This window comes from Runella rosea (assembly GCF_003325355.1).
GTDB classification, from domain to species: domain Bacteria; phylum Bacteroidota; class Bacteroidia; order Cytophagales; family Spirosomataceae; genus Runella; species Runella rosea.
Genome location: NZ_CP030850.1, coordinates 6,389,358 through 6,405,535, shown reverse-complemented (window position 1 = coordinate 6,405,535; position 16,178 = coordinate 6,389,358). Strand labels below are relative to the sequence as shown.

General features: G+C 47.1%; 12 protein-coding genes. 4 read left to right on the top strand and 8 right to left on the bottom strand.

The features are described from left to right. Window positions 1-39: 39 nt before the first annotated feature. On the bottom strand, window positions 40-1,188 hold the full coding sequence (locus DR864_RS26290; protein WP_205319164.1) for a Gfo/Idh/MocA family protein: 1,149 nt from the start codon (window positions 1,186-1,188) through the stop codon (window positions 40-42). A gap of 226 nt (window positions 1,189-1,414) precedes the next feature. Here DR864_RS26290 and DR864_RS26285 point away from each other — a divergent pair, with 226 nt between their 5' ends. Next, window positions 1,415-2,641: an MFS transporter gene (locus tag DR864_RS26285; RefSeq protein WP_114069759.1), complete on the top strand. Its 1,227-nt coding sequence runs from the start codon at window positions 1,415-1,417 to the stop codon at window positions 2,639-2,641. A gap of 369 nt (window positions 2,642-3,010) precedes the next feature. Here DR864_RS26285 and DR864_RS26280 read toward each other — a convergent pair whose 3' ends face one another. Next, window positions 3,011-3,721, bottom strand: a complete 711-nt coding sequence (locus tag DR864_RS26280) for a tetratricopeptide repeat protein (protein ID WP_114069758.1) — start codon at window positions 3,719-3,721, stop codon at window positions 3,011-3,013. Window positions 3,722-3,907: 186 nt separating this feature from the next. Between DR864_RS26280 and DR864_RS26275 the strand changes: the two genes are divergently transcribed. Then, the gene (locus DR864_RS26275; RefSeq protein WP_114069757.1) at window positions 3,908-4,570 is read left to right on the top strand and encodes a hypothetical protein; all 663 of its coding nucleotides are present in this window, start codon (window positions 3,908-3,910) and stop codon (window positions 4,568-4,570) included. 73 nt (window positions 4,571-4,643) lie between these two features. On the opposite strand, the gene DR864_RS26270 is transcribed toward DR864_RS26275, so the two are convergent. Both DR864_RS26270 and DR864_RS26265 read right to left on the bottom strand, forming a co-directional pair. Further along, a complete protein-coding gene (locus tag DR864_RS26270) occupies window positions 4,644-5,342 on the bottom strand; it encodes an MIP/aquaporin family protein (protein WP_114069756.1) in 699 nt (232 codons plus the stop codon). 92 nt (window positions 5,343-5,434) lie between these two features. Then, window positions 5,435-7,546 carry a pyrroloquinoline quinone-dependent dehydrogenase gene (locus DR864_RS26265; protein WP_114069755.1) on the bottom strand — a complete coding sequence of 704 codons (2,112 nt, stop codon included), beginning with the start codon at window positions 7,544-7,546 and terminating at the stop codon, window positions 5,435-5,437. A 105-nt stretch (window positions 7,547-7,651) separates the two neighbouring features. Between DR864_RS26265 and purB the strand changes: the two genes are divergently transcribed. Next, window positions 7,652-8,995, top strand: a complete 1,344-nt coding sequence (purB, locus tag DR864_RS26260; RefSeq protein WP_114070483.1) for an adenylosuccinate lyase — start codon at window positions 7,652-7,654, stop codon at window positions 8,993-8,995. A gap of 67 nt (window positions 8,996-9,062) precedes the next feature. Here purB and DR864_RS26255 read toward each other — a convergent pair whose 3' ends face one another. From DR864_RS26255 to DR864_RS26240, 4 genes are all read right to left on the bottom strand, one after another. After that, the gene (locus DR864_RS26255) at window positions 9,063-9,995 is read right to left on the bottom strand and encodes a carbon-nitrogen hydrolase family protein (RefSeq protein ID WP_114069754.1); all 933 of its coding nucleotides are present in this window, start codon (window positions 9,993-9,995) and stop codon (window positions 9,063-9,065) included. Between the two features lie 3 nt (window positions 9,996-9,998). Further along, window positions 9,999-11,357 (bottom strand): (R)-1-hydroxy-2-aminoethylphosphonate ammonia-lyase, encoded by a 1,359-nt coding sequence (gene pbfA / locus DR864_RS26250; protein ID WP_114069753.1) that lies wholly within the window; start codon window positions 11,355-11,357, stop codon window positions 9,999-10,001. 155 nt (window positions 11,358-11,512) lie between these two features. After that, on the bottom strand, window positions 11,513-12,607 hold the full coding sequence (locus DR864_RS26245) for an AI-2E family transporter (RefSeq protein WP_114069752.1): 1,095 nt from the start codon (window positions 12,605-12,607) through the stop codon (window positions 11,513-11,515). 125 nt (window positions 12,608-12,732) lie between these two features. Continuing rightward, window positions 12,733-14,193, bottom strand: a complete 1,461-nt coding sequence (locus DR864_RS26240) for an META domain-containing protein (protein WP_114069751.1) — start codon at window positions 14,191-14,193, stop codon at window positions 12,733-12,735. A gap of 206 nt (window positions 14,194-14,399) precedes the next feature. Here DR864_RS26240 and DR864_RS26235 point away from each other — a divergent pair, with 206 nt between their 5' ends. Then, window positions 14,400-16,169 carry an AMP-dependent synthetase/ligase gene (locus DR864_RS26235; protein ID WP_114069750.1) on the top strand — a complete coding sequence of 590 codons (1,770 nt, stop codon included), beginning with the start codon at window positions 14,400-14,402 and terminating at the stop codon, window positions 16,167-16,169. The last annotated feature ends 9 nt before the right edge of the window (window positions 16,170-16,178 follow it).

The window sequence follows — 16,178 nt, the reverse complement described above, 5'->3', positions numbered from 1 at the left end:
ATTGAGGAGTGGTTTTATTTCCACTCCTCAACCTATTGATTAACTTTTAAACTTCACCCATTTGCTATTGCTTTTGCCAGAAGCGATGACCGTTTCGACAAACTGCATTCCGCGAATTCCATCGTCGATGGTTGGGAAATCTAAGTCAAATTCGTTGGGCTCTTCGCCGTTCATGCGCTTACGAACGGTACGCGCAAAATTGCGGTAAACGTTGGCAAATGCCTCCAAATATCCTTCGGGATGCCCAAACGGAATGCGCGTATGAGCATTGGCCGAGTCGGATAACTTTCCGACCGACGGCTGATAGATTTGATAGCCTTCGGTCGTTTTATGGTGTAGATACTGGGGCCGTTCTTGGTGCCATTGTAGCGTTCCCAATTCGCCATAAACTCTGATATTCAACCCATTCCAATCTCCGTTTGAGATTTGGCTACAATGCAAAATCCCGTTGGCACCATTGTCAAAATGAAGCAATACGTTGGCATCATCGTCCAGTACGCGTCCTTCTACCACTCGGTTCACATCGGCGCATAGTTCGGTAATTTTCAGGCCTGTAATGTATTCGGCCAAGTTTTCGGCGTGCGTACCAATATCCCCCACGGCACCCGCAATACCCGACCGTTTGGGGTCGGTACGCCATTCGGCTTGTTTTGCGCCTTCTTTTTCAATCGGAAACGACAACCAACCTTGCGGGTATTCCACAATCACTTTGCGGATTTTACCTAACAAACCATTTTTAATGAGCTGGCGGGCTTCTTTCACCATGGCATAGCCTGTATAATTATGCGTAAGGGCAAAGGTTAAACCGGTGTTGGCAATGATATCTTTGAGTTTTTTGGCTTCGGGCAACGAAAACGTAACTGGTTTGTCGCAAATCACGTGAAAGCCGTTTTCCAATGCCATTTTGGCGGGGGCAAAATGCATGTGGTTGGGCGTAACAATCGACACCGCGTCGATGCGGTCTTTGCGCCGTTTTTCTTTCTGAATCATTTCTTTATAATCGCCATAGCAACGCGATGGGTCGAGCATGAGGTCTTCGCCCGACGCTTTCGATTTTTCGGGCGTTGAGCTAAAAGCCCCGCATACGAGGTCAATCTCACCGTCGATAGCAGCAGCAATGCGGTGAACACCACCGATAAAAGCCCCACGGCCTCCACCTACCATCCCCATTCTGATTTTACGAGCCATATACTTTTGAATTTTTGTGATTTGGTATTTTATTTCAATAAATATTCAGTTTGTTGAGCGTTTCGCCTTTTATAATTGAATGTAAATCAACACTTGCGGCGTCTCATTTTAGTAGGCAAAGTAAAAAAAAACCTTTTTCTCACGAAGTTTGGGTAAAAAAATCAAAATTAATACTTTGCCTGCTTGTGTAAGATGTCTTATCTAACCTTTAACCAACTTTCCAAAAATGATCAACAAAGCAAGACTTTTTAACGGAAGCTGTTTTGCGCTAATAACAACAGCTTTTTCATTCAGTATCCGGGCTGGAATTCTGGCACAATTAGGAACAGAGTTTAATTTAACTGCTGAGCAACTCGGTTTCATCAACTCTATGTGGTTTTTGGGCTTTCCCTTGGCCATGATTATCGGTGGACTTGTGTATCACACCGTGGGTCCCAAGAAAATCATGATGATTGCGTTTGTTTCTCACGCTTTAGGCATCATTTTGACCATTTATTCGGGAGGCTACACGGGCCTTTTGATTTCTACATTCTTAATCGGATTAGGTAATGGCTGTACAGAAGCAGCTTGTAACCCAATGATTGCCGACACTTATTCTGGTGCCGAAATGAGTAAAATGTTAAACCGTTTCCACATGTGGTTCCCTGGTGGAATTGTGGTTGGTAGTTTAATATCAAAATTCATGACCGATGCCAACACTGGCTGGCAGGCACAAATTTGGTTGATCATGGTTCCAACCTTGATTTATGCTTATTTGTTTTGGGGTCAGGCGTTTCCAAAACCCAAAACCGAAGGTGTTACGTCGTTGGGTGAAAACCTAAAAGCAATGGCTACTCCGTTGTATATCTTCATGTTCTGCTGCATGGCCTTAACCGCAATCTCAGAATTTGGACCTCAACAATGGACTGGCTTAATTATGAGTAAATCAGGGGCAAGCCCAATGTTGATCTTGGCTTTGGTAACAGGACTCATGGCCGTAATCAGGTATTTTGCAGGGCCGATTGTTGCCAAGTTTGGCCAACAAGGTGTACTGTTGGGTTCAGCAGTTTTGGCAACCATTGGTGTATATTTATTCAGTACTCAAACAGGGACAATGGCTTATGTATCTGCCGTGTTTTTTGCCATGGGTGTGGCATTATTTTGGCCTAACATGATTGGTTTTATTGCCGAAAAAGTACCTCTAAGTGGTGCCCTTGGAATGTCCATTCTTGGTGGCGTAGGTATGTTTTCAACTTCTATCTTCCAGCCTATTATCGGACAATGGATTGATGACGCCCGTGCCGAAAAAACGGCGCTTGGCTTAACTGGAGATGAAATGGAGTTAGCCGCGGGTCAGGCTACGCTCAGCACCATGGCTATTTTCCCAGCGGTTTTGATTGTTGCATTTGCCATTTTGTATTTCTGGACGCGCAACTACAAAGCAGAAACATCTGCTACCGCTGCCGCGCACTAATACGAGCAAACATTTTATAAACAAAACACCCCGCCAAGTTATTTGGCGGGGTGTTTTGCTGTAGGGGCAGGCCTTGCGTCTGCCCCTACGCCCACGTTTTGCCATTTTTGCCGTTTTCGCCGTTATTGGGCAGGCCTTGCCCACGTTATTGCCGTTATTGCCGTTTTCGGGCAGACGCGAGGCCTGCCCCTACTTGACGGGGTTTATTGTTGTAGGGGCGGGCCTTGCCCACGTTTTGCCGTTATTGCCGTTTTCGGGCAGACGCGAGGCCTGCCCCTACTTGACGGGGTTTATTGTTGTAGGGGCGGGCCTTGCCCACGTTTTGCCGTTATTGCCGTTTTCGGGCAGACGCGAGGCCTGCCCCTACGGTTATTTGCAATATTGTTCGATGGAGGCTTTCGCCGCTGGATATTTTAACCGCTCGGCCTGCTTGAGATTGAGGCATCCAACTTCTTTTTGATTCTCTAAAATTTGCGCAACTCCCAACGCGTGAAACGCTTTGCCGAACTTGGCATCGGATCTGACCGCTTTTTCAAAGTTTTCAATAGCACCCTTAAACTCTTCCCGTTGGAATAAAACGTTGCCACGATTGTACCACGCCAAAGCATTGGTTGAATCAAGAACGGTGGCCTGCTCAAAGTCCCGAAGCGCGGCGTCTGGCTGCGCTAAAGCAGCTAACAATTGGCCTCTGTTTACAAATATCTCGGCATTTTTTGGGTCGAGCCGAACTGCTTCGGCGTAATCCTTCAAGGCACCGTCGCCGTCATTTTGGGCTACTTTCAACAATGCCCTGTTGTAATACGGCCGGTAATAATCGGGTTTTAATTTGAGGGCTTGGTCATAATCAAGCAAGGCATTTTGGTATTCTTTTAACTCATAATACACCACGCCACGGGCGTTGAGGGCTTCATAGTTACCGTTATCGCTTTCAATGGCTCCGTTTAGAAACGTCAGCGCTTCGCGAAATTTCCCCTCTTTCATCAGGGTTTTTCCTTTTTCAAATTTATCTTCTGACGAAAAACTGCACGATTGAAGACCGAAAATCAAGCTGCTTAAAAGAATTAGAAGTAGGTGTTTCATTGATTAGTGGTTGAATTGAACGCCCAAAGATACAAGCGAAAGATAGCGATGCCAATAAATCAATTTGTCATAAGTAACCGTTCAGTAAGTTTTTATGACATTTCAACCCAATGCCTAACCCAGAACGAGTGGAAAACCTGTACATTTCGACTTTCAAAAATCATCACATCAAACAGCACAAATGAAATGAATAAGAAGCTAGCGGCGCTTATTATCGGTCTCATGAGTCAGGTGGCCATGGCGCAAATCTCAAACGACAACAGTCTCTCCGTTCAGGTTGATGGCAAAGAATACAAAACCGCCCCGCGACGGATACGAATGGGTAACGTATGGTACATTACGGCCAATGCCACCAGCCCCGACAAATCACTGCGTTTTTGGTTTGTCACTTGGTCCAACAGCGACTTGCCAGAAGTGGGACTTTACAAAATTGTTGATGAAGATTTCAACGGAAAAAATACAGTTCAGCCGATTATGGCCGAGGGTAAATACAAAGGGGTAGCCTATGTTAAGTACGTGGAAGAAACCAAATCGCCGCGCATGGAATACCACGTAGGGAAATCGCGCCGGGAAAACGGCGGTGAAATTGAAGTAACCAAAGCGGCCGACGGATTTTTGGAAGGAAAATTTTCGGGTACGCTAGATGGCACCCATTTCAAAGAAAAAACGTCGGCAACCGCCTTGGGTGGGTTAGGTCGCCTGAAAGGTAAACTCGAAGATAAAGTATTTACGAGCGCCACAGGTTACGACTCTGACATCGACCCCGAAGGACGAGGTTATAAGAAACAGGATACAAAAGACGAAATTGTCTTATCGAGCGGCGTTTTTAAGCTCAAATTTGAGAAGTAACTTAGATTCACGCAAAGACGCTAAGACGCAGTGATTTCTTTGCTTCTTAGCGCCTTTGTATGAAAAAATAGCTTTACAAAAATAAAAGTCCAGCGATAATAGCGCCCGTAACTGGCCCAGCCACAGGCACCCATGCGTATTTCCAATCTGAATCACCTTTGCCGACGATGGGCAGAATAGCGTGCGCAATGCGCGGCCCTAAATCGCGGGCAGGGTTGATGGCATACCCCGTGGTTCCGCCCAAAGAAAGCCCAATGGCCCACACCAAAATGCCAACGGCAAATGGCCCCAAACCCGTCGTAACGGCACCAATTCCTTTGATTCCCATCAATAAAACGATGGTGCCGATCACTTCACTAAAAAAATTGGAACCTGAAGCACGAATGGCGGGGTCGGTGGCAAAAGTGGCCAACTTAGCTCCTTTATCTTCCGTTTTGGCGTATTGCGGCAAGTGATACAACCACACTAAAGTACCCCCCAGAAAAGCCCCAATCATCTGAGCGCTCACATAATCCACTACTTTTCCGTATTCGTTTTGCGCCACAGCAAAACCAATCGTGACGGCGGGGTTGAGGTGGGCATCATAACCTCCAAAGGCTTTCGCCACAAAAATACCGATGGTGACCGCAAACGCCCAACCAGCAGTAATGACAATCCAACCGCCGTTGTGGCCTTTGGTATTTTTCAAAACGACATTGGCAACCACACCGTTGCCTAATAAAATCAAAACGAGTGTACCGAGCAATTCGCCCAAAAAAGGAGAAGGTGTCATTTAAGTGTAGAGGGTTAAGTTTAGCGTGTAAAGGGTTTGAGTTTAAATAGTATGCAAAACAGTAAAGGTTCGCAATTAAATACAAAAACATCTTATGGCAATGCAAAAGCTACGTATTTATCGCCTGATTTGGTTTTTAGTTTTCCACCACCGCACGCAATGACTACGTACTGCTTGCCCGCAATCGAATAGGTACTTGGCGACGCATAACCCGCCGCAGGAAGTTGGGTTTGCCAGAGTTGTTTTCCCGTCTTTTTGTCAAATACCCGTAATCGCTCATCACGGGTAGCCGCAATGAAGAGCAAGTCGCTGGCTGTTACTAGGGGCCCGCCGTAGTTGTCGGTGCCCGTAATGGGGATTCCTTTGGCTGTCAATTCAGGATATTCGCCCAAAGGAACTTGCCACAATCGCTCGCCCGTGTTTAAATCGGTGGCGGTCAAGGTTCCCCACGGCGGCTGATTGATGGGATAACCATTGCGGTCGTACCAACGATTATAGCCAGTATGCTGATACGGCAATGCGCCACTTTTTGAACTAACTACCTGTTTATCTGACTCTTTCTGAAAAACAAAATCAACAATGGCTTGGCGCTCAGCCACCGAAAGGTGCGCAAAGGGTGGCATCATGCCGCGCCCTTTAGGAATCAGCTTGTTGAGGGCATCGGCCGTAAGTCGCTTGTTGATATTCACCAATGATGGATACGAACCATCATGATTGCCACGTCGGTCTGTTCCGTGACAAGCCGCACAATTTTGCTTATACAATTGGGCTCCCGTGACAAATCCCCCGTTTGTTTCTTGACTTTTGATTACCAGCGAGGTATACACCGGAATTTCTTTGGAAGGAATGTATAAAATCCCCTGCGGATCGGCCGCCGCCCCACCCCATTGCCCGCCGCCATCGGTGCCCGGAAAGAAAATCGTCGTTTCTTTTCCAATGGGAATGTACGGGCCGCCAGTGCGTGATTTGCGAATCAATCCCAGAATCGAATCGCGGTCGGCCACGAATGAATTTAGGTCTTGTTCCACAAATCGCTGCCTTGCAAAATACGTAGGCTTGACTGGTATCGGCTGCGACGCAGCGGGAAATTCCCCAGGTACAGCATCATAGGAATATTTTCTATCTTCGATGGGAAACAGCGGTTTTCCCGTCACGCGGTCAAAGACAAAAATGTAGCCCTGCTTCGTAATTTGCGCCACTGCGTCCACTTTTCGGGGCCGACCGTCGGGGCCGTTGTGCATCACCGTAAGCAAGTTTGGCGGAGCAGGCGGGTCGCGGTCCCAAATATCGTGTCTGACGAGTTGATAGTGCCAAAGTCGCTTGCCCGTGTTGGCATCAAGGGCCAAAAGACAGTTGGCAAAAAGATTATCTCCTTTGCGGTTTCCGCCATAAAAATCAAACGCTGCCGAGCCAGTCGGTGCATACACGATGCCCCGCTCCCGGTCGATGGCCATGCCTGCCCATGCATTGGCACCACCAATGTTTTGCCGCGAATTGGCCGGCCACGTATCCGCACCCAACTCACCCATTTGAGGAATGGTACGAAACGTCCACACTTTTTTACCCGTCCGCACATCATACGCTCGGATGTCGCCCAGAAGCGCCGTTTCACTTTCCGAAACCCGAACTCCGACAATGAGCAAATTTTTAAAGATAACGTTGGGCGTATTGGCCACCACGTACTCATCAGCGCCCGGGCGTTCGAGGCCTTCTTTTAAGTTGATTCGTCCATTTTGGCCAAATGAGGTAATGGGTTTTCCCCGCAAGGCATCAAAGGCATACAGCCATTTTCCCGCCCCAAAAAAGATGATTTTTTCTTCTCCTTCGCGCCAATAGGTCACCCCGCGACTGGTAGTACCTTCGGTTTCGGTCACTTTGGATTTCCAGATGGGATTTCCGTTGGCGGCATCGAGCGCAAACACTTGGGTATTGGCCGAAACGCCGTATAAAATTCCGTCGACAATAATCGGATTACACTGCATTTGGGTACGGTGCCCAATGGTATCCGCCCCTCCCGAGGCGTACGTCCAAGCCACTTTGAGCTGCGAAACATTTTCGGCATTGATTTGGGCTAAGGGAGAATAATGATTGCGGGCACCATTTCCGTTGTATTCGGGCCAATTTTCTCCATTTTCGGCAAGGTTGGGCGCGCTGAGCATGGCCGTAATGACCGCTAAAAAGGCAAAAAGAGGTACTATTTTCATAAAGGAGAGGATTTCGATACCAAACTGTTGATAAAAGCATTTTCTGGGGTTTTCTACCAAATTTTTCCGATTCCCGGCGTATCTTTGCGCCTTAGAACCCAAGCTATGCAATTAAATTCCCTGACAGCTATCTCTCCCGTAGACGGGCGCTACCGTCGGCAAGTTGAAAAACTCGCGCCTTATTTTTCCGAATTTGGACTGATTCGCTACCGCATCCTGATCGAAGTGGAATATTTTATTTCTCTCTGTGAATTGCCGTTACCGCAATTGAAAGACTTCGACAAAGTGCATTATTCCGACTTGCGCGCCTTGTACGGCGAGTTTTCGGAGAAAGACGCGCTGATGATCAAAGAGATTGAATCGGTGACCAACCACGACGTGAAAGCGGTGGAGTATTTCATCAAGGAAAAGCTGAAAGACAAGAAATTAGAACAGTTTTTGGAATTTATCCACTTCGGATTGACTTCCCAAGATATTAACAATACCTCCATTCCGTTGTCGCTCAAAGACGCCCTCAAAGCTGAAATTGTACCGATGTTTGATGAAGTGTTGGCTAAATTAAAAGCCTTGGCAGAGGAGTGGAAACACATTCCGATGCTGGCCCGCACGCACGGGCAACCTGCCTCACCGACGCGGTTGGGGAAAGAATTTGGGGTATTTGCCGAACGCCTTGAAAAACAATTACAAATGCTTCAAGCCGTGCCCTTTGCGGCAAAATTTGGCGGAGCAACGGGCAATTTCAACGCCCACCACGTGGCTTATCCCGACATTGACTGGGTGGCTTTTGGCAATCATTTTGTCAACGACCACTTGGGCCTTTCGCGGAGTCAATTGACCACGCAGATTGAACATTATGACATGCTAGCGGCGCTTATGGATACCTTCAAGCGCCTGAATACCATCCTGATAGACCTCGACCGTGACATTTGGACGTACGTGTCGATGGAGTATTTTAAACAAAAAATCAAAGCGGGAGAAATCGGCTCATCGGCCATGCCGCACAAAGTAAATCCGATTGATTTTGAAAATTCAGAAGGAAATCTGGGCATCGCAAATGCCCTTTTTGAACACTTATCGGCCAAACTTCCTATTTCTCGCCTTCAACGTGATTTGACGGACTCAACCGTCCTCCGAAACTTAGGCGTTCCGTTGGCGCATACCGTGATTGCCTTGAAAGCCTTGATGCGAGGATTAGGCAAACTGGAACTAAACGAGCGCGCTTTTTACGCCGATTTGGAAAACAACTGGGCCGTGGTAGCCGAAGCGATTCAGACCGTTTTGCGCCGCGAAGCCTACCCGCAGCCCTACGAAGCCTTGAAAAACCTTACCCGCAAAAACGAAAAAATCACGGCCAACGCCATCGCCGAATTCATCGATGGTTTGGATGTTTCGGACGAAATCAAAGAAGAATTAAGAGCTATTTCGCCGTTTAGTTATACGGGGGTGTAGTGCGAAGTTATTTATATAATTTACCGCCGTTGGTGTTTCTTACCAACGGCTTTTTTATGGAAGCCAATCACTTCACTTTCAACATGTCCGGTTGCCCCACCACTTCGAGTTTAAACACATCGTTTCGGGAATAATGCCCTACGACGTCAAAATCCAGTTTGCTTTTGGCCAAAACTGAAAAGTCCAATTCGGCAGTGAGTAAACCTTCTTCGTTCCACAGCGGCCCCGCTAAGACCTCACCCAACGGTGAAATAATGACGCTACCGCCACTGCTCATAATTTCAGGCTCATCGGTCAAATCTGCCTGAAAATGTTCGGGATAATCGGATTTTTGAACAAACTGGTTACACGCTAGTACAAAACAGCGGCCTTCCAGCGCAATGTGCTGCATGGTCGATTGCCACGATTCGCGGGAATCGGCCGTTGGAGCGAGGTAAATTTCCACGCCGCGTTGGTACATCGACATCCGCGCCAACGGCATGTAATTTTCCCAACAAATCAACCCTCCTATTTTACCGATTTCAGTATCAAAACTGACCAATGTACTGCCGTCGCTTTCGGCCCAAATGTAGCGTTCCAAACCCGTAGGCTTAAGTTTACGATGCTTGCCGATGAGATTGCCTTGTTTGTCAAAATACAGCAACGCACAATGCAAAGACCCACCCACGCTTTCGCGCTCGGTAACGCCTAAAGCCACAAAAATGCCTGCTCGGCGGATGGCTTCACTGATTTGTTCAACGTATTGAGAATTTGTTTCTAAACTATTTTCCCAATACTCCAACCATTGATTCCGACTTTTTTCGGTACGGCGTCCCACGATGGAATCAAAGTCTAACCCACGCGGATAACAGGGAATAAAAGATTCAGGAAAAAGCAACAGCTCACAGCCTGCGGCGGCTCCTTTTTCTACCCACTCAATGACGAGTTGAACGGTTTTCTCAACGTCAAACAACGCAGGCGTGGCCTGCACCACGCCCACTTTTACTTTTTTGTGTTGCATGGGCTATTTTGTTTCTTCGCGCAAGGCTTCTTCGATGGTATCAATGATAAAATCGCACTGGTCCTGCGTTAGAATCAGAGACGGGCGCAGCGTGATGACATTGCCTTCGATGATTTTAAAGGCCAGCCCACGTTCCATACAGCGATACATGATGCGCTCGGCTTCTTCGTAGGCCCGCTCTTTGGTTTTGCGGTCTTTGACAAGGTCGATGCCGATGTGAAATCCTTTGCCCGCCACGTTGCCGATGAGTGGGTATTTTTCCTGCATTTCTCGAAACGCATTCATTAAATATTCGCCTTTGGTAGCGGCATTCTCAACGAGGCGATGTTCTTCAATAAATTCGATTTCGGCCAATCCCGCCGCGCAGCAAAGCGGATTTTTCTCGTGCGTAAAATGACCGATAGAGCTATCTTGTAAGACGTTATATTCAGATTTAGAAACAATTCCTGCAAACGGTACCATACCACCACCCAACGATTTGCCCAGTACCAATACGTCGGGCGTAACGTAATGTTCACTGGCGAACATTTTTCCCGTACGCCCCAAACCTTCAATGATTTCGTCAAAAATCAGGAAGATTCCTTCACGGTCGCAAAGGCTGCGGATTTCTTGCCAATAGTTTTGAGACGGCACCACGGGCGTGGATGAGATCGGCTCGGCCACAATAGCCGCGATATCAGGCTCGTTGCGGATGATAAGTTTGATTTGGCGCAGGTATTCTTCGTCGATGGCGTCGGTATCGTCCCATTTCCACGGATTGCGGTAGTAGTTGGGAAACTCCGCGTGCAGCGCCCCAGGCACCATCGGCCCGTTGCCTTTCAGAAAATGTGCCTGTCCGCTCACGGCACCAGATTGGAAACCCGTGCCGTGGTAGGCATCCCAAAACGAAATCGTTTTCCACTTGCCCGTGATTTGCTTCGCAAGCATCACCGCCATTTCGATGGCTTCTGAGCCACCCGGGCAAAAAAGCACCCGATCTAGTCCAGCAGGTGTAATTTCGGTCAGTTTTTTTGCCAATTGAATGGCAGGGATATTGGTATATCTTCTGGGCGTAAAAGCCAAGGCTTCCGACATTTGACGAATCATCGCTTCCACCACCGCAGGATTGTTAAAGCCCGCATTGTGGACACCGTTGCCGTGCATATCTAAGTATTTTTTGCCGTTGAGGTCATAGATATACGCGCCTTCGGTCTTGGAAAGCACGTTCATGACGGGCGTAGAAAGCGCCTGATGAAAGAAATATTTGGCATCTTCTTCCAGCCAATGCAGGGTTTGGGCATCCAACGATTGCGTATACAAATGGCGTTGCTCGGAAGAATTAATATCGCCTTGGTCTTCGGAGATTAGGTTTTCGGGGGACATGGAATGGGGGTTATGCTATTTTCGTTTTTGTTAAGAAATATAGCTTATTTTCCATTTTTCAGCCCAATAAGGTCAAAATAAAAACCTTATTTGACTGAATTTTGTCATTTAAGGTTAAAATCTCAAAAACCATCACCTTATTTTCAGTTAAAGAATCACGATTTTTTTACCCGCGCTTTAATCGTATCTATAAAGCTGCTTTTTCCCTTTTTCTTTTCTTCGCCAATCAAAAAACCATAGGGTTGCAAGGGCTCAATATTATCAAAAATCACCTTGGCAATGCCCACCAACGGTATCGCCATCACCATTCCTGCTACCCCCCAAACAAGCTCCCCAACCACGATAGAAATAATGGTAAACAATGGATTAATCTTGACTTGCGCTCCCACCACCAAAGGTTCTAAAATATAGGTTTGCAGAAATTGAACCGTTCCGTAAGTAAGTACAATCCCGAGCACCATTCCCGAATCACCCCCCTGCGAGAGTGCGCCAATGACGGTCAGCGTGGTGCCTGTAATGTTGCCCACAAAAGGTACTATTTCAAACAAGCCGCAAATCATGGCAAAAAAGAGCGCATTTTTTACGCCGATTATCGAAAATCCGACGCCGTACATCACCCAAAGCATGGCAATCATCATGGCCAGTCCCAAGAGATATTGTTGAGCCACGTGCGACGCATCGCTGATGATTTTATTGCCTTTTGTTTTTTGGTCAACGGGCACCATTTTTAGCATGAATTGCTTCAGGTGCGTGCGAGAATACATCAACAAAAAAGTATAAACCAGCACCAATACCATGTCCACCAACAGACTCGTAGACGAGCTCATGACCGACAACACCATTTTTCCAGCATTGCCCACCCCCGACGATTGCTGCTGCTTTAGCAATTCTTTTTGTTTTTGAGGAGAGAGCCCGAATTGATTACTCAATGTCTCTTGCAGCTTCTTCTCTAGCTCCCCGATGTACTGCTGCATTTTTGGGAGGTCATCGACAAAACTGGCAATTTGCCATGAAAGTACCCCAATAACTCCAATCACCACGACAACCGAAAAAAGAAGGCAGAGAAAGGTTGCCAACCCACGACCTACTCCTTTCTTTTCCATCCAACGGCCCAGCGGCAACATCAGCATCGAAATAATGCAGGCAAGCGCCAAGGGCACCAAAAAAGGTTTGGCAAAGTACAAGCCAGCGATGACCAGAAAGAAAACGGCAAGTACTTGAAGGGTTTTAGAAAGCGACGAGGTGTGCATAGCGTTGTGACTGAATTTAAATCGGCCGATTTGTTATGGCCGAGAATCTTAGGTCAATGTTACTAAAAATATCAGTCTACAATACACAACTTCAGTTACAGAGTAACGAGTTTTTCCCTTCCCCCCTACTTCTTCACAAACCGCATCACGGCAATATCGCCCGTGATAAATGTCAGCGTATTTTCATTGATGGAGTACGTATTTACTTTTTTCAATGTTTCCAGAAACCGATTTTCGCCCTCACCAGGGCAAAACATCTTGGTCAAAGCCATGGGTGAATTGAAATTGAGTTTGTTGCCGTCGGCGTTGAGTTTACCCGAAAAACGGTTACAGCCTGTGCTTCCGCTTACTTGGCCGTTGGCTCCGTCAAATATCATCATTGGTTTTTTGTTGGGATACAGGCTATCAAAAGGCACCGCCGCCCCTGCAATATAATTGAGTTCCCAAGTTCCGTCAAGGGGTGACGCGGTTGTCATACTTTCGTTATTTGTGTTAAGTTTTTCGGTTAAATACAGGTACGGCGGGTGGAAATGGTGCGCAAAAATTTTCTCTTTGCTTTCGGGGAAGCGTTGATAATAGTCCTCGTCGGCCTTCAACACAATCGTATTTCCTGTGCGTACATAGTGGTTGCTGTTGTAATACGCGGGCGGCGGAGTGAAGCCCGTCATGTTTTTGCTTACAATGGTCGAGGCCATTTTTCCGAGGTATTTTTGGTAGTTTTTATTGGCCTTATACGTCGGCTTACTGAGCTGATTATACGCATATTTGAGGGCGAGGTTTTTGGGGAATTTTTGCTTTTTGATAATGCCCTTGGCCCCCACAAACGGATTCGTCACGTTAAAATCATCAATGGTCTGAATAGAAATGGGAACTTCAGGCACCCAGTCCGCCGAATTGACGACGTTATACGCCCAGCCGTTTTGGGTCAACGACTCATACTCATACGCAAAATAGAGATTTCCGGGCTTGGGCGAAGCACTGCAATAGGTTTTGAAGCGAATGTCGGCAGGAATTGCCTTTTGTTTTTGCAGGCTGTAAACGTAAGCCGTCAATAAATACGCAATGGCTCCCCCCTGACTATGCCCCATGATGATGACATCTTTGATGCCTTTTTTGTAGCAGGAATCTATTTTTGACAAAATATCCTTCGACATCGTGGCCGTACCAAGCAACCAACCTACATGTACGGCGGCTTTGGGATCTGACGAAAGTTCGTATTTGAAAGTCTCGCTTTGGTTCAATTGCAATTCCCCCTTGGCGGGGACCATGGCGGCGTAGAAATTCGCCAGCCAACTCACCTCTTTTTCGGTCGTTCCCCGAATACTGACGACGGCAATGGTATTATCGTTGTGAGTCCATAAGTCCCACGTATTGTCCAGCCCAACAATGGGCGCACGGTACACCGATTTGTAATTGGTAGGCGCAGGAAAAGCCGCAACGTAGTCAGGAGCGCCAAACCGAGCCGAAATTTTCAGCATTTCGATGTATTCTGCTTTGTCAAAACCAGCTCGAAGGCGCTGCGCCTGAAGGTCATAAGCGAATACAAACAAACATCCAACGAGAAGAATAGAATAAAAAGTTTTCATGCGAGAGCGGCGTTTAATAGTTAACTGTACATAACGAAGAATAACTCATTGAAAGCTAAAACTAAATTACGGTCAAAAAGTTGAAGGAATCAACTATCCGCAATTTTTTAGGGTTATTGTTTCATTTATTGCCGTCTAATAACTTTGTCCTTCGTGCGTCTTCGTTTTTTACTTTACTTTACGCCCAACCAATATCTTCCAACAACATGCAAACCGTTGCTACCCGCATATTTGATTTTTTGGACCTCTACGTCAAATCACAAAATAAACCCGATACGCTGGCCTGTAAACGCCATGGCGAATGGGTTACGTTTTCGTCGCAGCAGTTTTGCGAAGAGGTCGATAAAGTCAGTCTTGGCCTCATCCAATTGGGTGTGCAAGCAGGCGACCGCATCGCAATCGTGTCGGAAGGTCGCCCTGAATGGAACATTGTAGACTTTGGTATTCAGCAAGTTGGAGCAGTTTCGGTACCGATTTACCCCACACTGACCCTCGACGATTTTCAATATATTTTTCACGAAGCCGAAGTCAAGTTTGTATTTGTGGGCGACGCAGGCCTGTTTAGAAAACTGATTGACGTGGTGGCTACCGCGCCTACTGTCGAAGAAATGTACACATTTGATGCCGTCAAAAGTGCCAAAAATCTTACCGATGTCATGGGTAAAGCCGACGAAGCCAATCGCCCCAAGCTCGACGCCATGAAAGCGGCGGTCCAACCCGACGATTTATTGAGCATTATTTATACTTCAGGCACCACCGGCGACCCCAAAGGAGTCATGATTTCGCACCACAATATTTTGAGCAATGCCGAAGAAGGTCGGAAACTGATTGCGTTTGGCTCAGAAGCCCGGGCTTTGAGTTTTTTGCCGCTCAATCACGTCTTTGAACGCATGGTCCAGTACGTATATTTGCGTTCGGGCATTTCTATTTATTACGCCGAAAGCGTGGCAACCATTGCCGAAAACCTGCGCGAAGTGCATCCTACGGTGCTGTCAACGGTGCCACGTCTACTCGAAAAAGTATATGACAAAATCGTGGCAAAAGGCTACGAATTGTCGCGCGTTTCACGTAATATCTTCCTGTGGGCCTTGGATTTAGGGTTAAAATACGACCCCAACAAAGACATGGGCTGGTGGTACAACACCCAACTTTCGTTGGCTAAAAAACTGGTTTTCAGCAAATGGCAAGAAGCCCTCGGCGGCAAACTCCAGATGATTGTGGTCGGAGCAGCGGCTACTCCGCCGCGTATTGCCCGGGTGTTTTGGGCGGCGGGGATTCCCGTGTGTGAAGGCTACGGACTGACCGAAACCTCGCCCGTTATTTCCTTTAACCGTCTGTATCCCCAACAAGAAATCCGCATCGGAACCGTAGGCATGGTGATTGACGGCGTGGAGGTAAAACTCGCCGACGATGGCGAAATTCTGGTCAAAGGCCCCAATGTCATGAAGGGATATTACCGCAAACCCCACCTCACTGCCGAAGTGATTTCGGCCGATGGCTGGTTTCACACGGGCGACATCGGTCAGTGGGTCGATGATAAGTTTTTAAAATTGACCGACCGAAAAAAGGAAATTTTCAAAATCTCGGCTGGAAAATACGTAGCCCCACAGGCCGTAGAAGCAAAATTGAAGGAGTCATTTTTTATAGAACAGGCGGTAGTTCTCGGCGATGGGCAAAAATACGCCGCCGCCTTGATTGTCCCCTCTTTTGACGCCATCAAAGAGTTTTGCCGAATCGAAAATATCACTTATACCTCTGACGATGAGATTATTAAAAATGAAAAGGTAAGTGCTAAAATTCGGAGTGAAGTAGAAAATGAAAACAAGGAATTGGCCCCCTACGAGCGGGTAAAGAAATACCATTTATTGTCCCGCGAGTTGTCGGCCGCCAATGGCGAGCTAACCCCTACCCTTAAACCCAAGCGGAGAATCATCCAAGAAAAATACAAAGCAGAAATCGAAGAGATGTTTGCGTAAGAAGTAGAA